Source organism: Streptomyces sp. NPDC002403, assembly GCF_053593015.1.
In genome coordinates this window covers 126749-149590 of the sequence record NZ_JBSFBQ010000011.1, presented here as the reverse complement: position 1 = coordinate 149590, position 22842 = coordinate 126749, and the positions used below count along the sequence as shown (strand labels likewise).

22 protein-coding genes and 1 pseudogene are annotated in these 22842 nt (G+C 71.2%); 16 read left to right on the top strand and 7 right to left on the bottom strand.

Annotated features, from left to right (window positions below; all coding sequences use genetic code 11):
* Positions 1–144: 144 nt before the first annotated feature.
* The 5 genes from ACWCPY_RS15695 to ACWCPY_RS15675 all read left to right on the top strand — a co-directional run bounded on the left by ACWCPY_RS15695 (position 145) and on the right by ACWCPY_RS15675 (position 6260).
* Positions 145–942, top strand: coding sequence for a hypothetical protein (locus tag ACWCPY_RS15695; RefSeq protein ID WP_451265171.1), 798 nt, complete (start codon positions 145–147; stop codon positions 940–942).
* Positions 939–2264: an ATP-binding protein gene (locus ACWCPY_RS15690; RefSeq protein WP_451265169.1), complete on the top strand. Its 1326-nt coding sequence runs from the start codon at positions 939–941 to the stop codon at positions 2262–2264. Before ACWCPY_RS15695 ends, ACWCPY_RS15690 begins: the two co-directional genes overlap by 4 nt.
* An 84-nt stretch (positions 2265–2348) precedes the next feature.
* A complete protein-coding gene (locus ACWCPY_RS15685) occupies positions 2349–3728 on the top strand; it encodes an FtsW/RodA/SpoVE family cell cycle protein (RefSeq protein ID WP_451265167.1) in 1380 nt (459 codons plus the stop codon).
* A complete protein-coding gene (locus ACWCPY_RS15680; protein ID WP_451265165.1) occupies positions 3725–5182 on the top strand; it encodes a penicillin-binding transpeptidase domain-containing protein in 1458 nt (485 codons plus the stop codon). Before ACWCPY_RS15685 ends, ACWCPY_RS15680 begins: the two co-directional genes overlap by 4 nt.
* 4 nt (positions 5183–5186) lie before the next feature.
* Entirely contained in the window at positions 5187–6260 is a 1074-nt protein-coding gene (locus ACWCPY_RS15675) for an amidase family protein (RefSeq protein WP_451265163.1), read from the top strand.
* 51 nt (positions 6261–6311) lie between these two features.
* Here the strand turns inward: ACWCPY_RS15675 and ACWCPY_RS15670 are convergent, their stop codons facing one another.
* Entirely contained in the window at positions 6312–7208 is an 897-nt protein-coding gene (locus ACWCPY_RS15670; RefSeq protein ID WP_451265161.1) for an ADP-ribosylglycohydrolase family protein, read from the bottom strand.
* 70 nt (positions 7209–7278) lie between these two features.
* Positions 7279–8388 (bottom strand): ferritin-like domain-containing protein, encoded by a 1110-nt coding sequence (locus tag ACWCPY_RS15665; protein WP_451265159.1) that lies wholly within the window; start codon positions 8386–8388, stop codon positions 7279–7281.
* 177 nt (positions 8389–8565) lie between these two features.
* Here ACWCPY_RS15665 and ACWCPY_RS15660 point away from each other — a divergent pair, with 177 nt between their 5' ends.
* The 4 genes from ACWCPY_RS15660 (at position 8566) to ACWCPY_RS15645 (ending at position 13148) form a co-directional block, all read left to right on the top strand.
* The gene (locus ACWCPY_RS15660) at positions 8566–9501 is read left to right on the top strand and encodes an AurF N-oxygenase family protein (RefSeq protein WP_451265157.1); all 936 of its coding nucleotides are present in this window, start codon (positions 8566–8568) and stop codon (positions 9499–9501) included.
* 39 nt (positions 9502–9540) lie between these two features.
* Complete coding sequence (locus ACWCPY_RS15655; RefSeq protein WP_451265155.1) at positions 9541–10293, top strand: TetR/AcrR family transcriptional regulator; 753 nt, start codon at positions 9541–9543, stop codon at positions 10291–10293.
* Positions 10294–10310: 17 nt separating this feature from the next.
* The gene (locus tag ACWCPY_RS15650; protein WP_403768974.1) at positions 10311–10577 is read left to right on the top strand and encodes a hypothetical protein; all 267 of its coding nucleotides are present in this window, start codon (positions 10311–10313) and stop codon (positions 10575–10577) included.
* A gap of 84 nt (positions 10578–10661) precedes the next feature.
* Complete coding sequence (locus ACWCPY_RS15645; protein WP_451265152.1) at positions 10662–13148, top strand: outer membrane protein assembly factor BamB family protein; 2487 nt, start codon at positions 10662–10664, stop codon at positions 13146–13148.
* On the opposite strand, the gene ACWCPY_RS15640 is transcribed toward ACWCPY_RS15645, so the two are convergent.
* The gene (locus ACWCPY_RS15640) at positions 13127–14089 is read right to left on the bottom strand and encodes a Dyp-type peroxidase (protein WP_451265150.1); all 963 of its coding nucleotides are present in this window, start codon (positions 14087–14089) and stop codon (positions 13127–13129) included. The two genes, ACWCPY_RS15645 and ACWCPY_RS15640, sit on opposite strands and share 22 nt — an antisense overlap.
* A gap of 499 nt (positions 14090–14588) precedes the next feature.
* On the opposite strand from ACWCPY_RS15640, the gene ACWCPY_RS15635 reads away from it, so the two are divergent.
* Together ACWCPY_RS15635 and ACWCPY_RS15630 are read left to right on the top strand one after the other, a co-directional pair.
* Entirely contained in the window at positions 14589–15053 is a 465-nt protein-coding gene (locus ACWCPY_RS15635; RefSeq protein ID WP_451265148.1) for a MarR family transcriptional regulator, read from the top strand.
* 41 nt (positions 15054–15094) lie between these two features.
* Positions 15095–15679 (top strand): annotated as a pseudogene (locus ACWCPY_RS15630) (transposase family protein); the annotation flags it as partial.
* An 11-nt stretch (positions 15680–15690) separates the two neighbouring features.
* Here the strand turns inward: ACWCPY_RS15630 and ACWCPY_RS15625 are convergent.
* From ACWCPY_RS15625 to ACWCPY_RS15615, 3 genes are all read right to left on the bottom strand, one after another.
* Positions 15691–15969, bottom strand: a complete 279-nt coding sequence (locus tag ACWCPY_RS15625) for a DUF6959 family protein (protein ID WP_451265233.1) — start codon at positions 15967–15969, stop codon at positions 15691–15693.
* A 561-nt stretch (positions 15970–16530) separates the two neighbouring features.
* Positions 16531–16818 (bottom strand): DUF7848 domain-containing protein, encoded by a 288-nt coding sequence (locus tag ACWCPY_RS15620; protein ID WP_451265146.1) that lies wholly within the window; start codon positions 16816–16818, stop codon positions 16531–16533.
* The gene (locus ACWCPY_RS15615; protein ID WP_451265144.1) at positions 16811–17122 is read right to left on the bottom strand and encodes a hypothetical protein; all 312 of its coding nucleotides are present in this window, start codon (positions 17120–17122) and stop codon (positions 16811–16813) included. Before ACWCPY_RS15615 ends, ACWCPY_RS15620 begins: the two co-directional genes overlap by 8 nt.
* A gap of 148 nt (positions 17123–17270) precedes the next feature.
* On the opposite strand from ACWCPY_RS15615, the gene ACWCPY_RS15610 reads away from it, so the two are divergent.
* Positions 17271–18473 (top strand): helix-turn-helix domain-containing protein, encoded by a 1203-nt coding sequence (locus tag ACWCPY_RS15610; protein ID WP_451265142.1) that lies wholly within the window; start codon positions 17271–17273, stop codon positions 18471–18473.
* A gap of 502 nt (positions 18474–18975) precedes the next feature.
* Here ACWCPY_RS15610 and ACWCPY_RS15605 read toward each other — a convergent pair.
* On the bottom strand, positions 18976–19869 hold the full coding sequence (locus ACWCPY_RS15605) for a GntR family transcriptional regulator (protein WP_451265140.1): 894 nt from the start codon (positions 19867–19869) through the stop codon (positions 18976–18978).
* A gap of 164 nt (positions 19870–20033) precedes the next feature.
* On the opposite strand from ACWCPY_RS15605, the gene ACWCPY_RS15600 reads away from it, so the two are divergent.
* From ACWCPY_RS15600 to ACWCPY_RS15585, 4 genes are read left to right on the top strand one after another with little or no spacing between them, the layout of a single operon-like run.
* Entirely contained in the window at positions 20034–20387 is a 354-nt protein-coding gene (locus ACWCPY_RS15600; RefSeq protein ID WP_451265138.1) for an SCO3933 family regulatory protein, read from the top strand.
* A complete protein-coding gene (locus ACWCPY_RS15595; protein ID WP_451265136.1) occupies positions 20384–20572 on the top strand; it encodes a hypothetical protein in 189 nt (62 codons plus the stop codon). The genes ACWCPY_RS15600 and ACWCPY_RS15595 overlap by 4 nt, the downstream gene beginning before the upstream one ends.
* A 1-nt stretch (position 20573) precedes the next feature.
* Complete coding sequence (locus ACWCPY_RS15590; protein ID WP_451265134.1) at positions 20574–21986, top strand: FtsK/SpoIIIE domain-containing protein; 1413 nt, start codon at positions 20574–20576, stop codon at positions 21984–21986.
* Positions 21987–22021: 35 nt separating this feature from the next.
* A complete protein-coding gene (locus tag ACWCPY_RS15585) occupies positions 22022–22720 on the top strand; it encodes a DUF2637 domain-containing protein (protein ID WP_451265132.1) in 699 nt (232 codons plus the stop codon).
* Positions 22721–22842: the final 122 nt, after the last annotated feature.

Here is a 22842-nt window from a genome sequence, read left to right as displayed (position 1 = left end):
CGGGACGGACGTCACCACCGGGACGGATGTCGCCGGAGCGACCGCGTTGTTACCGAAACGGATGCCTCCATCCGTACTAAATAGGCATTACAGACTTCCTTCCGAATAGGGTCATAGGATCTGGACCTCGGAAGGGAGGGAGTCATGCGTCCGCTTCGCCGGGTGCGCCGCCGCACGGCGGCGGCCCTCGGGGCCGCCGCCGGCGTGGCACTGCTGAGCGGCTGCGTCAACGGCGGCGGGCTGCGGAGCGCCGGCCCCACCCCGACCGCCGTCGGGCCCGCCCGGCTCTGGCCCGAGCTGCCGCCCGCCTCCGCCGCGCCGTACGACTACGGCGAGGGCGAGACCGCCCGCATCCCCGGGATCGAGGTGCCGGACGGCGATGTGCACCGGCTGAATCCGGTGGCGGTGGTGCAGGCCGGTCTGCGGGCCCGGCCCAACCGGTCCAGCGGCACGGCGGACCTGCCCGCCGACACCGTGCGCAGGATCAACGCCTGCCGGACCGATCCGGCCTCCTGTCCCGTACTCCGGCCGTACTTCCGCGATCTGACCGGCGACGGCAAGGACGATCTGGTGCTCGGCATCCGGCTGCCCGACCATCAGCTCTCCGTGCGGGTCTACATGCCGGAGGGGGGCGGGCTGACCCGGATCCTGTCCACCTCGGACGCCGTGATCAGCGTCGAGCTGGCCGGCCGGGACCTGATCATGCGGGCGCCGTCGGCGATCGCGGGGTACGAGTACCGCACCGCCTGGACCTGGGACGCCCGCCAGCGCGCGATGCTGCCGACGCAGGACGAGATCCAGCGGATCCCGCCGTCCCGGGCGCCGCGCCCGCAGCTCACGACCGCCGCGCCGAGCGCGGCGCCCGTCGCGCCCACCGGCCCCGTCGGTCCCAGCGGCCCCACCGCGACGCCGTCCGCCGGTATCTCCGCGGAGCGCCGATGAGCGGGCCCGGCGCGGACGGACGCCGGTCGGGGCTCCGGCCGCGGGTGCCTTCCTGGGCCGCGACGCTCACCTGGAAGTCGGCCGTCTTCATCGCCGTGATGTGCTGTGCCCTCGCCGCCCTGCTGGGCGTACTGGTCCACAGCGAGGTGACCCGCCAGACCGTCGGCCAGGCCCGCGAGAAGGCCCTGTCCCGGCTGACGGACGTCACCGACGCGTACGAGACGGGCGAGGCGCTGCCGCCGGGTTCCGGGATCGATCCGCCGGGGCTGCCCGCCGCCCTGCGCGCCCTGGCCACGAGCGGCGAGCGCGGCACGCTCGTCGGCGAGCACGACGGGCGTCCGGCCATGTGGGCGGCGGCCCCGGCCGACGGCCGGGCGCTGGCCACGCAGGTGGACTACAGCCAGAGCGCCCGCACCATCGACAGCCTCGACGGGGCGATCGTCGGCTCCTCCCTGCTGGCCATCGGCGCCACCCTGCTGGTCGGCGCCTTCGCGGTCACCCGGGTCACCCGGCGGCTGCACCAGACGGCCCAGGTGGCCCGCCGGATCAGCGCCGGCGATCTCGACGCCCGGGTCGGCGACCCGCGTACGGCGGACCCTTCGCGTCCGCAGGACGAGGTCGCGATCGTGGCCGGGGCGCTGGACACCATGGCGTCCACGCTCCAGCGCAAACTGCAGACCGAGCAGCGCTTCACCGCCGATGTGGCGCACGAGCTCCGCACCCCGCTGACCGGGCTGTCGGCCGCCGCCGAACTGCTGCCGCCGGGGCGGCCGTCCGAGCTGGTGCGGGACCGGGTCCGGACGATGCGGGCACTGACGGAGGATCTGCTGGAGATCTCCCGGCTCGACGCCCGCAGCGAAGCGGTCGATCTCGACGTGTACGAGCTGGTGCCGCTCGTGGAACGGGTGGTGCGCGCGTCCGGGACCGCGACCACGATCCGTGTCGGACACCCGGAGCGCACCGCGCACCTGCGGGTCGAGACCGACAGACGGCGCCTGGAGCGGGTGCTGGGCAATCTGATCAGCAACGCGCACCGGCACGGCCGGCCCCCGGTGGTGCTGACGGTCGACGGGCCGGTGGTGACCGTACGCGACCACGGACCGGGGTTCCCGGACTATCTGCCGGCCGACGGCCCGCAGCGGTTCCGTACCGAGGGCGGCGGCCGGGGCCACGGCCTCGGGCTGACCATCGCCGCCGGTCAGGCCGCGATGATCGGCGCCGGCCTGGTGTTCCGCAACGCCCCGGACGGCGGGGCGATGGCCCAGGTGACCCTGCCCGAGTACCCGGAACCGGACGACGGGGAGCCGGAGCCCGGACCCTAGGGGTCTCGTCCCCCGGGCATGCCATCGGACATACTTGCTACGACATAAGGGAAATACGCACCGGCTCTTGCTACGTTGCCTGGCATGACCGCAACGACGGCGGACGCACCCCCGCCCGATCTACGGCTGCCCAAGCGGCGCGGAGTCGAGCTGTTGCTCCTCATCGGGGCCGTCCTCATCCCCGTCTACGGCTACGCCGCCGTCGGTCTGGCCAAGAACCAGGCGGTCCCGCCCGATGTGGCCGGCTACGGCGCGGGTCTGGGGCTGCTCGCCCTGCTCGCCCATCTCGCGGTCCGCTTCCGCGCCCCGTACGCCGATCCGCTGCTGCTGCCCATCGCCGTACTGCTCAACGGGCTCGGTCTGGTGCTGATCTACCGGCTCGACCTGGAGACGCCGAAGGACCAGGCGGCCCCCACCCAGCTGGTCTGGTCCACGCTCGGCGTGGCGCTGTTCATCGCGGTGGTCGTCTTCCTGCGCGACCACCGGGTGCTCCAGCGGTACGCGTACCTCTCGGTCGCCACCGCGCTGGTCCTGATGATCGTGCCGATCTTCTTCCCCGCGGTGAACGGCGCCAAGATCTGGATCCGGGTCGGCGGATTCTCCTTCCAGCCGGGCGAGTTCGCCAAGATCCTGCTCGCCGTCTTCTTCGCCGCGTACCTCGCCGCGAACCGCAACGCGCTCGCCTACACCGGCCGCCGGATCTGGAAGCTCCAGCTGCCCACCGGCCGGGTGCTCGGACCGATCGTGGCGATCTGGCTGCTCAGCGTCGGCGTGCTGGTCCTGGAACGCGACCTGGGCACCTCGCTGCTCTTCTTCGGCCTGTTCGTGATCATGCTGTACGTAGCCACCGGCCGGACCGGGTGGATCGCGGTGGGGCTGCTGCTCGCCGCGGTCGGCGCGTTCGTCGTCGGCTCCTTCGAACCGCATGTGCACAGCCGGGTCCAGGACTGGCTCGACCCGTTCGCCTCCATCGCCGCCGGTCAGGGTCCGGGCCAGCTGGCCCAGTCGCTGTTCGCGTTCGCCGCGGGCGGGATGCTCGGCACGGGGCTCGGCCTCGGCCACTCCATCCTCATCGGCTTCGCCGCCAAGTCGGACTTCATCCTGGCGACGGCGGGCGAGGAGCTCGGGCTGACCGGGCTGACCGCGATCTTCCTGCTGTACGCGCTGCTGGTGGCCCGCGGCTACCGGGCCGGTCTCGCCCTGCGCGACCCCTTCGGGCGCCTGCTCTCGATCGGTCTCGCCTCGATCCTGGCGCTCCAGGTGTTCGTGATCGCGGGCGGGGTGATGGGGCTGATCCCGCTGACCGGCATGGCGATGCCGTTCCTCGCCCAGGGCGGTTCGTCCGTCGTCACCAACTGGATCATCGTGGCGCTGCTGATCCGGGTCAGCGACCAGGCCCGCAGACCGCAGCCCGGCCACGCGGAGACCGGGGTCATCGCGGCGGTCAAGGAGGGCGAGCGGTGATCCGCTACATCCGCCGGGCCGCCGCGCTCCTGCTGCTGCTGCTCGTGGCACTGCTGCTGAACGCCGCCCGCATCCAGGTCCTGGAAGCCGACAGTCTGGACAACAATCCCGCCAACCGCCGCCTGACGATCGCCCGTTACGACCAGCAGCGCGGCAACATCCTGGTCGGCGGCAAGTCCGTGACCGGTTCGAAGGACACCGGCGAGCAGCTCGCGTACGAGCGCACGTACGTCGACGGCCCGCTGTACGCGCCGGTGACCGGCTACGCCTCGCAGACGTACGGCACGACGCTGATCGAGAACGCCGAGGACTCCGTCCTCTCCGGCACCGACCCGATGCTCGCCCCGCTCCCGCTGTGGAACGAGATCACCCGCAGCCGGCAGCCCGGCGGCAATGTCGTCACGACCGTCAAGGACTCGATGCAGCGCGCCGCCTTCGAGGGGCTCGGCGGCCGGCGGGGCGCGGTCGCCGCCCTCGAACCGTCCACCGGGAAGATCCTGGCGCTGGTCTCGACCCCCTCGTACGATCCCGGCCTGCTCTCGGGCACCGGTTCGTCCGTCACCGACGCCTGGGCGCGGCTGAACGCCTCGAAGAGCCAGCCGATGCTCAACCGGGCGATCCGGCAGACCTATCCGCCGGGCTCCACCTTCAAGATCGTGACGGCGGCGGCGGCGCTCGACGCGGACGTCGTCACGGACCCCGACGCGGACACCGGCACCCCGTCCCCGTATGTGCTGCCCGGTACGTCGACCACGCTGCCCAACGAGGCGCAGGGCTGCGAGAACGCCTCGCTCACCGAGGCGATCCGGGTCTCCTGCAACACGGTGATGGCGGATCTGGGGGTGCGGGTCGGGCTCGACGGCATGGTGGACGCCGTGCGGAAGTTCGGCTTCAACGACACCGGCCTGAAGATCCCCTCGGGGGTGGCGAAGAGCAACTTCGACACCGAGATGAGCAAGGACCAGCTGGCGCTGTCGTCGATCGGGCAGTTCGACACGACGGCGACACCGCTCCAGATGGCGATGGTGGCGTCCGCCGTGGCCAACGGGGGCGACCTCAAGTACCCGTATCTGGTGGACCGTACGACCACGCACGGCGGTACGACCGTCCACCGGAACGGCTCGCACACCTACCACCAGGCGATGAACCCGGGGACGGCGATGGAGCTGCGGAGGATGATGGTCGATGTCGTGGAGAACGGCACCGGGTCCAACGCCGCGATCGACGGGGTGACGGTCGGCGGCAAGACCGGCACCGCGCAGCACGGCATCGACAACTCGGGCAGGCCGTACGCCTGGTTCATCTCCTGGGCCCAGTCGCCCCGTTCGGGACAGCCGGCCGTCGCGGTGGCGGTGGTCGTGGAGGACGCCGCGGCGAACCGGGCGGACATCAGCGGCGGCGGCAGCGCTGCCCCGATCGCCCGTTCCGTCATGGAGGCGGCCCTGCGAGACTGACCGGATGGCTGAGGCTCGGGCACGGATCGGGGTGGATCAGGCGCTGGAGCGCATCGGGCGGGAGGATCCCCGGCTCCGCGCGTTCATCGAGGTGTGGCCGGAGCGGGCGCTCGCCGACGTGGAGCGGGCCCGGGGGCTCCCGCTGGCCGGGATGCCGTTCGCGGTCAAGGGGCCCAACGGCATCCGCTCGTACGCGGCCCGGCGGCTGATCGAGGCCGGCGGGGTGCCGGTCGGCGCGACCTCGGTGCCCGGTCCCGGCACGCACTGGCAGACCTGGGGGCTGGGCGCCCACGGCCGCACGGTCAACCCGTGGCGCCCCGACCGCACCCCGGGCGGCTCCTCGGCGGGCTCGGCGGTCGCCGTCGCGGCGGACCTCGTGGAGCTGGCGACCGGCAGCGACGGGGCGGGGTCGGTACGGATCCCCGCGGCGTGGTGCGGGGTGTTCGGCCTGAAGACGACGAACGGTCTGCTGCCCTCCCCCGACCGCACCGGGCTGGCCTCCGCCGGGGTGCTGACCCGGTCGGCGGCCGGGGCCCGGACGTATCTGGCCGCCGTCCTGGGCGACCGCGAGCCGGTGCCACCCGTCCTGCCCCTACCGGCCGTCCTCAGCCCCGATCTGGGGTACGCCGAGGTCGACCCGGAGGTCGCGGCGGTCGTCCGGCGGGCGGTGGGGCGGCTCATGGCGGCCGGGGTGGTACGGCTCGTGGACCGTACGTGCGAGCTGCTCGACCCGCGAGAGGCGTGGCAGGCGGTCCGGGGCGGGTCGCCGTCCGCGCGCGCCGCGGAGGTCAGGCGCGCGAACGACGCCGTGCTGGACGCCCTGTTCGCCCGTACCCCGCTGCTGCTCACGCCGACCACGCCCAACCGCCCGCACGGCCACGACGGTCCGGGCGAGCTCTTCTCGACCGCGCTGACCTGGGCGTTCAATCTGAGTGGGCATCCCGCGGCCAGTGTCCCCGCCGGATTCACCGCGGACGGCTGCCCGGTCGGACTCCAGCTGGTCGCGGAGCGCGGGGCCGATGTCCCGCTGCTGGCCATGGCCTGTGCGGTGGAGGAGGCGATGACCGCGAACGGCTGACCGGCCCGTGCGCGGGCGGGCGGGAAAGGGAGCCGGCCCGCCCGCGCGGCCTCAGCCGAGCGGCTCGCGGCGCCGCAGCCACTCCTCGGGCACCCCGTCGACCCCGGTGGCCGCGCCCACGACGCCACCGGTGATGGCGCAGGTCGTGTCGACGTCGCCGAGGCCCTCGGCGGTCGCCCAGAGCGCGGCCTCCAGGTCGTCCGGGTGCCGGGCCGCCGTCCACAGGGCGAACGGGACGGTGTCGTCGGCGCGGATCCGCTGACCGTTGCCCAGCAGATCGGCCGCCTTCCACGGTTCGGTGGCGAAGGGTACGTCCACGGCCCGGCGCAGCCCGTCGCGCACCGGCCCTTTCGGGGTCCGGCCGGCGACCGCGGCCAGGGTGAACTCGCCGCGGACCGAGAGTGCCGCCGCGACCGCGACGGCCACCGCGCCCGCGATCCCGTCCGGGTGCGCGTGGGTGACGGCCGCCTGGAGCGCGGCCTGCCCGGCGGCGAGTCCGAGGTCCTCGTGGAAGCGGGCACCGAGCGGGGCGACCCGCATGGCGGCGCCGTTGCCGAGGCTGCCACCCTCGAAGAGTTCTGGAGCAAGGGTGCGCCAGTCGGCCGGGGAGGCCAGCAGTTCGGGCAGCAGGATGTGCATGCCGTGGCCGTAGCCGCGGGCCGGGTCCGCCTCGAAGGCGAGGGCGAAGCAGAGCGCGAGACGGTCCTGCTCGACCCGGCCGTGCTCGTCGAGGACGCGCAGCAGGGCCCGGGCGAGGGCGGTGTCGTCGGTCCAGTGCCAGACCGGCTCCTCGGGGGTGCGGCGGGCCCTGATCTCGTCGAAGGCCCGGCGGGGCTCACGGAAGAGCGGGAACCACCGCTCGCCGAACGCGTCCCCCAGGGCCAGTCCTTCGAGGCTCCGGCGGGCGGCCGCGGGGCCGGCGGCGAGGGGCGGGGTCGGAGTCGTCATGCCCGCCATACTCCCCGCACCGGCCGATGGCGTACATCCCGTTTCGGCCCCGCGAGGGCGTGAGTTCCGGTCACTCCCCCGGTGCGCCCTGCGCTATGGCCTCCTCGACCTCGGCGACCCTGGCCCGTTCCTCCTCCTCGAACCGGTCCCGGTCCAGCTGTTCGGCCATCTCCTCGTCCTGGGCCATCAGCAGGTCCAGGTTGGAGTCGCCGAGTTCGAAGACGCCCATGTCGACGTAGGCCTTCTGGAGCCGTTCGCCCCACAGGCCGATGTCCTTGACGCACGGCACTATCCGGCTGAACAGCAGCTTGCGGAAGAGCTGGAGGTACTCCGAGTGCTCGGAGAGCTCCTTGGCCTCCTGCTTGCCGATGCCGAAGTTCTCCAGCACCTCGACACCGCTGAGCCGGTCCCGCATCAGGTGGCAGCCCTCGATGACGAACTCCTCGCGCTCGCGCAGTTCGGCGTCGCTCAGCTGCTTGTAGTAGTCGCGCAGCGCCATCCGCCCGAACGCGACGTGCCGGGCCTCGTCCTGCATGACGTACGCGAGGATCTGCTTGGGCAGCGGCTTGGTCGTCGTGTCGCGGATCATGCCGAACGCGGCCAGGGCGAGCCCCTCGATGAGGACCTGCATGCCGAGGTAGGGCATGTCCCAGCGGGAGTCGCGCAGGGTGTCGCCGAGCAGCCCCTGGAGGTTGTCGTTGATCGGGTAGAGCATCCCGACCTTCTCGTGCAGGAACCGTCCGTAGATCTCGGCGTGCCGGGCCTCGTCCATGGTCTGGGTCGCGGAGTAGAACTTCGCGTCCAGGTCGGGGACGGACTCCACGATCCTGGCCGCGCAGACCATGGCGCCCTGCTCGCCGTGGAGGAACTGGCTGAACTGCCAGGAGGTGTAGTGCCTGCGCAGCTCGCCCCGGTCCTTCTCGGTCATCTTCGCCCAGTGCGGGGTGCCGTACAGGGTGAGGGCCTCGTCAGGGGTGCCGAGCGGATCGGCGGGGTCGACCTCCAGGGACCAGTCGATGCGCTTGTTGCCGTCCCACTGCTTGTCCTTGCCCTTCTGGTAGAGGGCGAGCAGGCGTTCGCGGCCGTCGTCGTAGTCCCAGCTGAAGCGGGCGGCGCCGGAGGCGGGTACCTGCCACAGCGGTGCTTCGGGGGCGGTGGTGTAGAGGTCGTGTGTCGACACGGACGGCTCCTTCGCCTTGCATGTTTCGGCAATTCCCTCGGCAGTTGCGTCAGTTGGCAGGTTCACACGTTGGTAGACACCGGGTCAACAAGTCGCGCGCAAGGGATTGACGGCCTTACTGACGAGGAGTCTCATAAGGAGTGACCGCCGGTAACCCATGTGTGAGGTGCCTCCAGCATGACCACAGTGAGCGAACGCGACGTCCAGCTGCTTCGCGACGCACTCGGCCCGCTCCGGGACCGGGAACAGATCGCCGAGCGGCTGCTCGACTCCTCGGCCAAGCACTCCTTCGACCCGGACAAGGAACTCGACTGGGACGCGCCGGCCGAGGACGGCAAGTGGTTCTGGCCGCCCGAGCTGGTCTCGCTCTACGACACCCCGCTGTGGCGGAAGATGTCCGAGGAGCAGCGGATGGAGCTGTCCCGGCACGAGGCGGCCTCGCTCGCCTCGCTGGGCATCTGGTTCGAGATCATCCTCATGCAGCTGCTCGTCCGGCACATCTACGACCGGCCGGTGACCAGCAATCATGTCCGCTACGCGCTCACCGAGATAGCCGACGAGTGCCGGCACTCGATGATGTTCGGCCGCATGATCAAGTGGGGCGGTTCGCCCGACTACCCCGTGCCGCGCGTCTATCACAACCTCGCGCGGGTGCTGAAGACCATCTCCACCACCCCCGGTTCGTTCGCCGCGACCCTGCTCGGCGAGGAGATCCTGGACTGGATGCAGCGGCTGACCTTCCCGGACGAGCGTGTCCAGACGCTGGTGCGGGGCGTGACCCGCATCCATGTGGTCGAGGAGGCACGGCATGTCCGCTACGCCCGCGAGGAGCTGCGCCGCCAGATGGTGACCGCCCCGCGCTGGGAGCGCGAACTGACACGGCTGAGCTCCGGCGAGGCGGCCCGCGTCTTCTCCGTCTGCTTCGTCAACCCCCGGGTGTACGAGAACGTCGGCCTGGACCGCCACGAGGCCCTCGCCCAGGTGAAGGCGAGCGGCCACCGGGCGGAGGTCATGCAGTCGGGTGCGAAGCGGCTGACGGACTTCTTCGACGACATCGGAGTGCTGAACGGGGTGGGACGCAGGCTGTGGAAGCGCTCGGGCCTGCTGGCCTGAACCGGCCCGGTACGGGGGAAAGGGCCTAGGCTTCGGCATATGACCCCTGCTGCCGCCTCCGCGCCGCCGGCCCGCGCGTACCGAAGGCTCGGCGTCGAGGAGCGCCGGGCCCAGCTCCTCGGTGCCGCCCTCACCCTCTTCGCCCACCGGGCCCCCGACGAGGTCTCGCTCGACGAGGTCGCGACGGTCGCCGGGGTGTCCCGCCCGCTCGTCTACCGCTACTTCCCGGGCGGACGGCAGCAGTTGTACGAGGCGGCGCTGAGGTCCGCCGCCGAGCAGCTGATCCTGTGCTTCGGCGAGCCGCCGGTGGGAGCGCCCACCGAGCGGGTGACCCGGGTGCTGGACCGCTATCTCGCCTTCGTCGACGAGCACGACACCGGGTTCAGCGCACTGCTGCGCGGCGGCTGTGTCGTCGAGACCTCCCGTACCTCGGCGATCGTCGACGAGGTACGACGGGCGGCGGCCGAGCAGATCCTGCTGCACCTGGGCAGTGGCGCGGCGGCCGGCCCGAGGCTGCGGATGATGGTGCGCACCTGGATCGCGGCCGTCGAGGCGGCGTCCCTGATCTGGCTCGACGAGGGGAAGCAGCCGGCCGCGGCCGAGCTGCGCGACTGGCTGGTCGACCAGTTGATGGTGCTGCTGGCCGCCACGGCGGCCACGGACCCGGAGACCGCTTCGGCGGTGGCGGCGCTGCTGCCGCTGGAGACCGCCGGGGGTCCGGCAGGGCGGCTGGCCCGGCGGCTGGTCCCGGTGCTCGGCGAGGCGGCCCATCTGCTGCCCGAGGGCGGCTGATCGGTCAGACTGGGGCGGTGAGAAGCGAGAACACCGCCTTCACCGGCGGGCCCCTGGACGGGCGGGTACTGCCCGTCCTCGTCGGCCCGACCGGCCATCCGCCCAAGTGGTACGAGGTCCCCGTACCGGCCGCCGACGGCGGTCCGCCCACCGTGTACGCGTACCGCAGGGTGCCGGCCGGGCACTCCAAGCGGCTGGGGCTCCCGCGCGGCTGGGTCTACGAGTACGCTCCCGGGGGCCGCGAGCGGCACAGCCCCAAGTGGCCCTGGTCCAAGCCGGACTGAGGGTACGGGGCCCGATGGGCCGAGGGGCGGTCGGTCTAAGATCGACGCTCTGGTGCCCAGGCACGGTCAGCGAGGGGGTGCGCCATGGAGGCGCTGCGTCAGGACGATCCACGCCGCTTCGGCCCGTACACCGTGCTGGCGAGATTGCGCGGGACCGCGAGCAGCGTGCAGTATCTGGCGCGCGAGACGGCCTCCGAGGACGCGGTGGTGGTCACCGCCGCCCGCCCCGAACTCGCCGCGCTCCCCGCCTTCCGGCGCCGGTTCCAGGCGGAGGCCCGCACCGCGGACCGGCTGACCGGCGGCTGGGTCCAGCCCGTGCTGGGCGACCCGGACGACACCCCCGACGACGAGCCGCTGTGGACGGCGGGCCCGTACGTACCGGCGCTGACGCTCGCCGAGGCGATCGAGCTCACCGGGCCGCTTCCCGAGCGTGCCGTGCGGATACTGGGCGCGGGCCTCGCCGAGACCCTCGCCCGGGTGCACGCCACCGGAGCCGTGCTCCAGGGCCTGGCTCCCCGGACGGTGCTGCTGGCCGAGGACGGGCCACGGCTCACCGCGTTCGGCCCGCTGGGCGCGGCGGCCGACGCGGAGGCCCGGCCCGGCGGGCAGTTGTCCGTACGGCTCGGCTACCTCACCCCGGAGCAGGTCGAGGGCGAGGACCCCGGACCGGCTTCCGACCTCTTCGTGCTGGGCCTGCTGCTGGCGTACGCGGCGACCGGCACGACCCCGCTCGCCGACGGCCCGGCCGCCGAGGGCGCCGAGCGGATCGCCCGCACCGCGCCCGAACTCGGCGCGGTTCCCGAGGAGTTGCGCGGCCTGATCGCCCGCTGTCTGGAGAAGGACCCGGCCGACCGGCCGAGCGCCGGGGCGGTGGCGGCCGAGCTGGCCCTGGAGGGGGCGGCGGGCCTGGCGAAGGGCGGCTGGCTGCCGGAGGCCCTGGCCGCCGCGGTGGCGGAGCAGGGGGTGCGCGTACGGGAGACGGTCGCGGCCGGTGCGCCGGCCGACGCGGTCCCCGCCCCCGCCGCGGCCCCGCTCCCTGTCCTGGACACCCGGACCGCTCAGCTCGGGGACATCGGGCGCCATGTCCCGCGGACCGACCGGCCGACGACCCAGCTGTCCGTACCCCCCGAACTCACCGGCCGTCCCGCGGCCCCCGCCCTGCCCGGCGGGGTGCCCGCCGTACCTCCGCCCATGGTCCCGGTGGCCCCTCGCCCCCTCCCGGCCTCCACGGGTCGCGCCGCGGCCCCCTCCCCCGCCGTGGACCGGCGCGGTCTGCTGATCGGGCTCGCCGCCGGGGCCGCCGGACTGGTCGTCGGTGGCGGCGGTGTGCTGGCGCTGGGCGGTGACGGAGGGGACACGGACGATCCCGAGCCCGCGCCGGGCCACAGCGGTCCCGCCGTCGCGGGACTGCCGCCGCAACCCCACTGGGTGTACACGCACCCGGCAACGGAACCGGCACCGCTCACCGCCGCCATCTGGAACGAGCGGCTGCTGGTGCTCACCGGAAAGAACGGCGCGACCGCCGTGGACCTGCGCACCGGACGCCGGACCTGGCAGAACGCGGACGCCGCCGACGCGGAGGCCGCCCTCCCCGCCGGCAAGGACCTCTGCTTCGTCGCCGCCCCCTCCGGGTTCCTCTGGCTGTCGCCGAAGAACGGGAAGACCGTGCACCGGGCGGAACACGCGGCCCTGTCCCCTCAGATGCCGAAGCTCTCGGCGCCGGCGTTCGTCGGCGCGTCCGGCCCGGTGATCTGGTTCACCGGCTCCGAGACGGTCACGGTCAAGGCCCCGCCCCCGAAGAAGGGCAAGAAGCGCGGCAAGGACAGGCAGGTCGTCAAGGCCTACCTCTTCGCGTACGACATCGTGCGGCGCGAGCAGCTGTGGCGGACCCCCGTACCTGCCGGGCGCGGCACCGCCGCCCCCGTCCACCGGCTGATCGCGGCCCGCCAGGACGACCTGGTGGTACGTCAGAGCCCGGCCACCCTCGCCCCCGGCGATGTCAGGGCCGCCAAGGGCAAGGCGGTCTTCCGGAGCTTCGACCGCAGGACCGGCAAGGCGCTGTGGAGCAAGCAGTTCGGCACGGTCGCCCCGGACGCGGCGGCCATGGGCGACGACCGGGGCCTGCTGTACGCGGCGGTGGGCGACGACCTCCAGGCCTTCGAGACCCCGTCCGGCAAACCGAAGTGGACGCTGAACGGCACCGGCGGCACCCCGTACGGCACTCCCGTGGTCACCGGGACCGTGCTGCACACCACCAACCGCAACCAGGAGGTGGGCGCGGTCGAACGGGAGACCGGGCGGCTGCGCTGGCGCCGCTCGACGGAGGCGGCCATCACCACCGCCGCCCCCGCCGTCACCCTCAGCACGACCGGCCGGACCCTGCTGGCCTCGGACGGCTCCCAGGTCACCGCGTTCGCCGCCGAGGACGGGCGACGGCTGTGGAAGTTCCAGGACATCGGCGTCCAGGACCCGAAGGGCCCCACGGTCACCGCCCCGTACCGGGTACTGACGGCCGGGGGTACGGCCGTCGTGCAACGCGACCGGATCTTCTACGCGTTCCCGGTGGCCTGAGCGAACAGCGCGTCGATCCAGGCGTCCCCGGGCGGCGGCACGAAGAAGTACCCGCCGCCGGTGGTGAGGATGTACTTGGCCATGGCCTCGCCCTCCAGACGTTTCTGCACGGCCTCGAACCCTTGGCCCAGGTCCCGTTGGAAGCAGGAGAAGATCAGCCCGCTGTCGCCGCTGCCACGGTCGTAGTTGTAGCTGCGGCGCACCAGGGGCGGCGGGTTGCGCCGATCGGGGGCTGCGAGCCGCACATGCGAATCCAGTGGTGTGGCCCTGCCGTCGGGGTCCGCCGCGAAGCCGGGCTGTTCGTCGGTCGGGGTTCCGTCGAGCCACCGGCCGTCGCGCCGGCGCCCGATGATGCGCTCCTGCTCGCGGACGGAATCCTTGTCCCACAGCTCGGTCGCGAACCGCACGATCCGCACCACTTGATAGCTGCCGCCCACGGCCCAGTCCGGCTCCCCCTGCCCACTGCGCACAACGGCCCGGTCGGCGATCTCGCGCTCGGTGCCCGGATTCCCGAACCCCTCGGTGAAATGGAACGGATTACGGGAAAGCCCCCTACCGGCCTCGACCCGGTTCTCGTCCCGGACCCCGTCGACCTGCCACCGCACACGCCATCCAGCAGCCTGCCCCACCAATTGCTCGGCAGCTTCCCGCACCGCCCTCTTGCCGGCCCCGGTCACCTGCACGAGCACGTCACCGTGCGACTGTTCCGGGTCGAGCAGATCTCCGGCAGAGGCCGGCATTTCCTTCAGTTGACGAGGACGTTGCGCGCCTCCGGGCACCCCTCCGGGCACCCCTCCGGCAAAGACACGGCTCCCCAACGCGAGCCAGACGTCAACGCCGCCCTCGTCGGCCGCCGAAACCGACTGCTGCAACCGGGCCAGGGCAGCCTTCAGCTCTCGGGGCTTCCGACCTGCCGGATCACCGGCCAGATCAAGGGCCATGACGCGCGCACAAGCGGCAGGCAGCGAGCCCCGCAGAGAAGCCAACGTGCGTATGGAATCACCCGGTGACGCCCGGAAGGACGAGGCATTCGTCGCGATCACGCCGACCCCTCCCGCGGCCACCACGGTCGCACCCAGCAATATGCCTCTTCTGCTTCTCACGCCCATATCCCCACCCCAGGGCCGACCTTGAGGGCCGGAACCCGGACATCGCGTCACGTTCGCGCCGAACCGCAAATCTATAGGGAGTCTCCAACTGCCGACGGGCTTCCAGTCGGCTCGGGTGACCTTGGCGTGGTCAGTGACGGCACACCGGAACAGGTCGTGGCCGGTGCGTCCGGTGCGTCCGGCGTGGGCAAGTGGCCCATCCTGTGCGGCCTCTTGCCTGTCGTGCGGGCTGCATGCGGCGCCGCAATCCCCAGCGAGTGAAACCGCCTTGACCTCAACCGAACCTGAGGTTCTACGTTGATCACATTCCGTTGATCACAAGGAGGGGCACATGAGCGCGACGCTCAGGGAGTACTCGCAGAGGGAGTTGGCTGCTCAGCCCATCGGAGCATGGACTGGCGTGGCATGCCGGCTGGTGGTCGGAGCCATCCGTGAGCAGTTGGCGGTGGAGGGCCTCACACAGCCTCATTGGTGGACGCTCAACCACGTCGCCGGGGAGCCGGGTAAGTGGACCCGCGCAGCGTTGATCGAGCGGCTGGCGAAGTGGGACGACCTCGGGATCGACTTCAGCGGTGTCTTCGATGACCTCGTCGGCCGCGGTTGGCTGACGGAGGATGCGGGGCTCATGACTTTGACCGAGGCGGGCGAGGACGGGCGCGTCCGGGCCGAGGAGCGCAACTTGCGCGTGCATCAGCAGGTGCACGAAGGCATTGACACGGCCGACTTCGTGACCACGATCAACGTCCTGCGTCGCATGGTCGCCAATCTGGGCGGCGACGGCAACCTGCCCGACTGACGGGTGCCGCGGGCCGCCGTACGCGGTAGGCAGATCTCGGCGTGACCGGTGTGATCACGGCGTCGGAGTCGTCCTGGACAGCACCGTTCACCGGGCTGGGCCCTCGCCTGTTCGGGGAGTTGGCGGCGGTCCTGCGGAGTGAGGGTGCCCACGCGGTCCGCATGGGCCGACCCTGGAGCCTGCCGCTTGAGGACCTGGTCCTGTTGGTCGCGGCCTACTGGCGCACGAACAGGACCATGCGCCAACTGGCCCCGCTGTTCGGCCTTTCCGAGTCGGCGGCGGACCGGATCACCGATCACCGCGGGCCGATGCGCGCTCTCCAGCCCCGCAAGCGGTTCACCAAGGACACCGTGCTCATCGTGGACGGCACCCTCGTTCCCACCCGCGACCACACGGTCACCGGGCAGTCGAAGAACTACAGGTACTCGACCGACCACCAGGTCATCATCGACGCCGGTACCCGCCTGGTCGTCGTGATCGGCCGGCCGCTCGCCGGAAACCGCAACGACTGCAAGGCCTGAGAGGAATCCGGCACCAAAGCCGCCGTCGGCAACACACTGACGACCGCCGACGGCGGCCACCCGGGTACCGGACTTGTCTTTCTCTGGCGAGGCCCCCACCTCAGACGGATCTCGGCTTATCGAGCATATGGGAGCTCGAACCCATTCTCGGCCGACGCCGCTTCAAAAGCCGACACCATTGACGAAACCGCCGACTGGATTTCCCCAAGGGGGAAACTGGCCTCACCCAAGTCTCCAGACTCCAGATTTCCAGCCAGCTCTTCAATAATCTCATGGAGGATTTTCAGAGAGTCCCCCTGTACCGCAAGTGCGGGATATCTACGCCCTTCCAAATGGACGACCGCATAGTTCCCTGAAACAGCCAAGACCGCGGCTGCAATTTCCCTTTCAGTCATTACTTTCCCTGAGGATGGAAGGTTACGTTCGGCCTTGCCGTGTCAAGCAGTCCGGTAAATACATCCTGCCACCTACCGACACCCACAGTAATGTCGGCCTTCGGGAGCGAGCTTGACACGGAATGCTTCATGCGGCTGTTATTACCCGTGATCACGAAGCCCCAATCCGACAAGTGGCCCACAACATCTGGGTTGGCTACCGAGCGTGGCCCCAATGTTCTACTCCCGACTACCGATATCGGCTTTCCCATTCGGTTTGCGACATTCTAGATACGAGCTATTTCCGATCCCGTGAGAGTCAACAAATTGGCGCCGGCTCACACAGCCGGACCACAGGGAGTTGAGTTGTGGACGAGGACCGGCTTAGCACCTGCCAGCGCATAGTACGTGTGCTACGTGGCCCCTCTCTATCTGCGTATTCGCAGATCAGCGGCGGTTTCGGGTTCCGCTGGTGTCCGTGGTTGTGCGGTGGAATCCGTGGGTGTTGCCGTCGCTACTGCCGTCAGGCGGTATGGCCCGCGCGGTCGTGTCGTACGTGAAGTGGTGCTGGCGCAGGGGACTTTACTGCCAGGCTCCGGGCTCGGCGCGGAGGAGGGTGCGGGTGGTCTGTTCGTACAGCTCGTGGCCGGTGGCGGCGCAGTGTCCGGCAATCCAGCGGGTCAGTTCGTCCGGGGTGTGCAGGGGGCCGGAGGTGGCACCGCAGTTGCGGTCCTCTCCGGTGACGCACTCCGCCGCGACGGTCGGCAGGGCCAAGGTGTCGGGGACAGTAGTCACGTGGTATTCGCGAAATCGAAAGCGGCCACGGGCAGTACTGCGGGCTGGTGCGTCGGTGTTCGTGGGGTCAGACATCTTCGCCCGCTTCCGCTTCCTCCTCCGGGCCCGGGAGGCGTTGTCCGCGTGAGTCGGCGACCCGGAGGGCGTCGGAGAGGGCTTCGGTCAACCGGCAGGCCAGCCAGCGGTATTCGGTGGCCGACAGGATCTTCGCGCCGGGGGCCATGGTGTCTCGGGCGTACTCCAGCAACTCCGCACCCAAACCGATTTGTACCGACTCGATGTTGTCGGCGAAGGTGGCGAGGTAGCCGCGGCCGTCGGTGCTGAGGTAGCAGGGTTTCCCCTCGGCGGTGGCCCACGGCAGCAGGCGCGGCTCCTGCATAGCCGGACCCTCTGGCCACGGTGTCGCATGCTCAGCCATCTTGTTGCCCTCTCCTCGACTCAACCCGGGGTTGCTGATCAGCGTCCCGCTGGCGTGGACCTTGCGGAGGAGCCAACGCGTCTGCCTTGCTGTCTGCCAAGCTGGTGGGGTGCGGGAAACGGTCGGGGAACTGGTCAGGCGGCTGCGCCTGGCGCGTGGTTGGAGTCAGCAGCGGCTCGCCGAGGCTCTGGCTGAGGCTGCTCCTGGGCGCGTTCCGCCGACGCGAAATGACGTGTCCCGTTGGGAGATCGGGACGCGGTCTCCGCGGGAGTGGCTGCCCTTCCTCGCGCAGGTGCTTCAGGTGCCGCGCGAGATGCTGGAGATGGCGAAGGCCGTTCAGCCGGTCGAGTCCGCGCCGCGTGTCCGGTCCGTCGCCGACTTCCTGCCCGAGGGCGACCCACTGGACCCGCTACGTGCTCGTACGGGCCGCCGGATCGGGGCCGGGCAGGTGGCCGACCTGGCCCAGCGGGTCCATGGCCTGCGGCTGGCTGACGATGTGGTCTACGGCAAGGATCTGATCGGTCCCGCCCTGCGCGAGTTGCGGGCGGCGGTGAAGCTCTACCGGGAGGGTGCGCATACCGAGGAGGTCGGCCGTGAACTGCTTAGGGCTATCGGGGAGTTGGCACAGATCGCCGGGTGGGTCGCGTCCGACGCTGGGGAGCATGCGGAGGCGGAGCGCATCTACCGGCTCGGCATGAGCGCCGCACGGGCCGCCGGGGACGGCGTGCTGTCCGGGAACGTGGCGGGCTCGCTGGCCTATCAGTGGAGCAACACCGGGCACACTGCCGACGCGGTCGGGCTGGCCCGCGCCGCGCTGGAGGAGGCGGGTCCGGACGCCCCGGCGAAGGCTCGCGCGCTGTACCTGGACCGTGTCGCCTGGGCGCATACCCGTGCCGGGCAGGACCGCCCGGCGATGACCGCCCTCGGGGAAGCAGCCGAGGCTCTGTCCGAGGACTCGGCCGACGCCGAATCTCCGTCGTACCTGTACTGGATGGACGCCGGGGAATTGCAGGTCATGGAGGCCCGCGTCTACACCGAACTGCGGCGCCCGCTGCGGGCCGTACCGCTGCTGACGGACGTGCTCGGACGATACGACGCCAGCCACGCCCGGGAGTTGGCGCTGTACCTTTCCTGGCTGGCGGTGGCCTACGTCGATGCCAACGAGCCCGAGGCCGCAGCGGGAACAGCGGGCCGGATGCTCACCCTCGGGCAAAGCGGCAGCGAACGCACGGCGGAACGCACGAGGATCGTGCTCGATCGACTGCGGGCCTATCGCGACGTGCCCGAAGTCGCCGAACTGCTGGCGTCCTGAGCGCCCTCGGAGTTGGCCGTCCGCCGGCCGGAGCCAGCCTCCGGCAGATTCCAGACCTGAGTGGGAGGGGATCCCTCGTCGGTCGGGCAGCTTCGCCGTACCAGGGTTCTCCGGGGGCCGCCAAGGCTCACTTCGTGACGCGTGCGCTCGGCCTTGGCGGCCCCCGGGGGTTCCTGGTACGCCTCCGGTGACCGGGCGACGAGGGGTCGCCTACCGCGACCGTGAACCCCACACCACGACGCAGCCGCACTCGCACACGGCCCCCTGCCCCTCGGAGGGAGGGGCAGGGTCTGGGGCGGAGCCCCGGAAAGAGTTCGCTGTGCTGGCTGTTGCGCGCCCGGACCGGCGGGGCCGTCGCCAGCGGGGCGGAGACAGGAGCGGGCGGCGGCCCCACCGGGCCGGAGCGCGCGCGGGCCGCGCCAGCGGGCCGCCTTGATCAAGTAAAGAAACTCTGAACAGCTCAGGCGGAGAATGCGGAGAACGTGCACCGCATGCGGTCAGTTCAGCGTCTGCGCCTCGGTGCGTTCAGCCGTTCCTCGAGACGCTGCGCCTTGGCGGCAGCTTCCTCGGGCGTGTAGTTGCCGCTGAGGCGCTTGCGTTGGTCCATGACGGCGCGCATGGCGTCGCGGTGGGCGGTGGCGGCTTCGAACTCGGTGCTGGCCTTGGCAAACCGCTCCTCGGCGGCGGCGAGTTCGGCGGCTACCTCGTCATCAGTCTTGCCGCTGAGCCGTACCGCTTCCTCGTCCGCCCGGTGCTGGGCGGCCATCTCCTCCAGCGTCTCGTTGTAGCGCTTTAGGAATTGATCGCGCGGGCTGAGCTGGCGGACGAAGACGCCCCGGCCCTGCACGGAGTAGATCAGCCCCTCCTCCTTGAGGACGCGCAGGGCGTTCTGTGCGGTGGAGTTGGCGATGCCGTACTGGGCTTGCAGGTCACGGGCGGACGGAAGTTTGGCACCTGGCGCGAGCCGGCCGTCCTGGATCTGCTTGCGGAGCTCGTCCGCGGTCCGCACGTATGGGGGGCGGGGATCGTCAGCGGGGCTGGTGGCGGTCTGCCAGCCGTGCCGGAGGCCAGCAAGACCGGTGTACTCAGGATCGGACTCGCCGGGATCGATCTCGCCTTCGTCTGCCGCGTCCGTCTCCGCTTCGGTGGTCACCGTCGGCTTCGGCGCGCGGACGTAGCTGCCCCGGCCGAGGACGGAGTAGATCAGCTCTTCGTCTTTGAGGAGCCGCAGGGCGTTTTGGACCGTGGAGCTGGCGATGCCGAAGCGTCGTTGCAGCTCGCGTGCGGCGGGGAGCCGCTCGCCGGGGCGCAGCTCGCCGTCGTGGATGGCGGCGCGCAGGACGTCGGCGGCCTGGACGTACGGCGGCCGGGGGTCCTCTCCCAGGGGCAGCTTCATGGCACGAGGGTAGCGGCGCCAGCAGTCGCGGCACACCCGGGCGTCCTCGGCGTTCCAGCCGTATCGGTGTATCGATACGAATCGAGTGTTGCGGGTGTAGCGAGTGTCCCGCTATGGTCATGGCGAGTCGATCAAGCGACTCCATCGAACGAGGATGTGATGGCATGGCCATGACCCGTATCCGTGTTGCTCTGCTGCCGTCGGCGGTGTGCATCGCGGGCACCGACCCGGCGCTGAAGATCAAGGATCAGCAGACCGGGGAGGTCGCCACCGACCGGGAGACCGGTGCGTCGCTCTACGCGGTGACGGTGATGCTCATGGAGGACGGCCGGGCCGAGGTCCTGAAGATCACGGTCCCGGAGACGGGCCTGGCCGCCGGGCTCAAACCGGGCGTGATGGTGCGGCCCGTCGAGCTGTTCGCGACCCCGTGGGCGCGGATCTTCAACGGTCAGCTCTCCGACGGCGTCGCCTACCGGGCCGCCCGTCTGGAGCTGGTGACGGTGGAGGCGGCCCAGTGATCCGTTTCGAAAACCCTGCGCCGGAGCGGGAGTTGCACCCGCTCCGGCCCCTGCCGGGGACCGAGGGAAAGGCCGCGTTCGCCGTCTCGGCCGCGGTGCTCGATCTGCTCGTCCTGAGCCCGGAGCACGCGCCCCGCCTGGACCTGGTCCACGTACTCCGCCTGATACGCGAAGAGGGGGTCTGACATGGAAGCCATCAAGGGATACGCGTCGTACGCGCTGCCGATCGCTACTGCGCTGGTCGGTGTGTGGCTGCTGGCGACGGTGGTGCGCTACGTGCGGGCTGACCGGGGCACGCGGGTGGGCATGTGGCAGGCCGTCCGGGTGCGCTGGGGCTGGGTGCGGCTCGCGCGGATGGCCGGGCTGACGGTCACCGACAAGACCCCGGGGCTGCTCGCACAGATCACCGCGTCCAAGGACGGCCCCGCCCCCGCGCCTCGGGTGCTGACGCCTCGGATCAAGGCGAAGCCGGACCGGTTCGGCGTGGTCGTGCGGGCGAAGACGCTGCCGCAGGTCGGGCTGGAGGAGTACCAGAAGTCAGCGCGGTTCCTGGCGGACGCCTGGCGGTGCACGCGAGTCTCTGTCCTGCCGGACGGCCCCGGCCGAGTAGTGATCCGGGGCGTGCGCTCCGACCCGCTGACCACGCCGACCGGGCACCGGCCCACCGGCCACCCGCCCACGGACCTGACACGCTGGGAGCTGGGCGTGGACGAGTACGCCGCCCAGGTGTGCGTGTCCTTGGCCAACGTGCCCGGCGTGACCGTGGCCGGCACCCCCGGCGCGGGCAAGACCTCGACCGTCAACAAGTTCGTCTGCGACTTCGCACCCTCCCCGGCCGTGCAGATCGCGACGGCGGACGGCAAGGTGTCACGTGCCTCGGAGGGCGACTACGCCGACCTCGCCAAGCGGATGTTCGCGTTCTGCGGTGACGACCTCGACGAAGCCAACGCACTGTTCAAGCGGCTGGTGGAGCTGCGTCGACGCCGGTCCTCGACCATCCGTGACGTACTGGGCGTGAAGAACATGTGGCACGTCGGCCCCTCGCCGCAGTGGCCGCTCACGGTCCTAATCATCGACGAGGCGCACACGTTCTTCCGCGAGTACAAGGGCAGCGACGCCGAGACGAAACGTTTGGGCGCGTTGACGGCGGAGAATGCCCGGCTGGTGGAGGACCTGGTCAAGAAGGGCCGCAGCGTCGGCATCCTGGTGATCCTGATCAGCCAGAAGACCACTGGCGACGCCCTCCCGACGTTCATCCGTGACGTGTGCCCCATCGGGGTGTCCTTCGCGCAGAAGACAGTGGAAGCCGCGGTGGCCGCGCTGGGCGACGACATCCGCAACTGGCCCGACGCCAGCCCGGTCACCTTGCAGGACCCCGCCTACGTCGGTGTCGCGGTGATGGCGATGCAGGGCCGCCCCGGCTACACCCGCATCCGCACCCCCTACGTCTCAGACGCCGACGCCGCCCGCGTCGCCGAGGACACCTCTGATCTGACCGCCGATCCCGCCCTGTGCCTGGACGCCCTCCTCGACTCGACCGGCCGGACGTTCCCCGACGACGAAGGACCGGGCGGCGCCTCTGCCCCGCTCGTCAAGTAGACCGAACGACCCACACCAGAAAGGAGTTTGAGGATATGACGGAGGAACGGTTCACCCGGCGCACCGTGACCGTGGTCATGGCGGTCATCGCGGCCCTGGCCTTCGTCTTCTCCTTCGGCAACGTCTGGGCGCTCGCCCTGCGCCTCGGCGTCCCCCACCCGATCGCCCCACTGATCGCCCCCATGGTCGACCTGTCCGTCGTCGGACTCCTGGTCGCCCTGCGGTTCCTGGCCCTGCGCGGCGTACCCAAGACGGAGTTGAAGGCCGGTACCCGACTGCTGCACCTGTGCGGCCTGCTCACCCTCGCCCTGAACACCGCCGAACCGCTGCTGACCGGACGCTACGGACGGGCCTGCCTGGACACCGTCGCCCCGCTCCTGCTACTCGGCTGGGGCCACGTCGGCCCCGCCTTCCTCGCCCAGTTCCACACCCTCACCCGCCGCACCCCGCACCTGGAGGCCACCGACCCCATCTCTGAACCGGTGCCCGACGAAGCACCCGTACCCGAGCCCCCGACGCCCGCCCCGGCTCCGGCCGCCGCTCTGCCCGTCGCCGTCGCCAAGACGACTCGGCCCGCCTCCGGCCCGGCCCTGCCGGTCGCCCTGATCGACTCAGCCCGGCGCATCGCGGACACCCACCGCGCCGAGCACGGAGCGCCCATCACCGCCGCCCACCTGGGCACGCGCATGGGCGTCGCCCTGCCGGTGGCCACCGCCGCACTCGCTCAGCTCTGAGCCCCGGTCGCCCCGGGGCAAATCCCCCTCTCTGAACCCACGCCCGCCAACGGGTCTGGTTCGCCATGCCCCGAGCAGCACCAACACGCCTACAGATCCGGCTGGTTGCTGCTCGGGGCCAC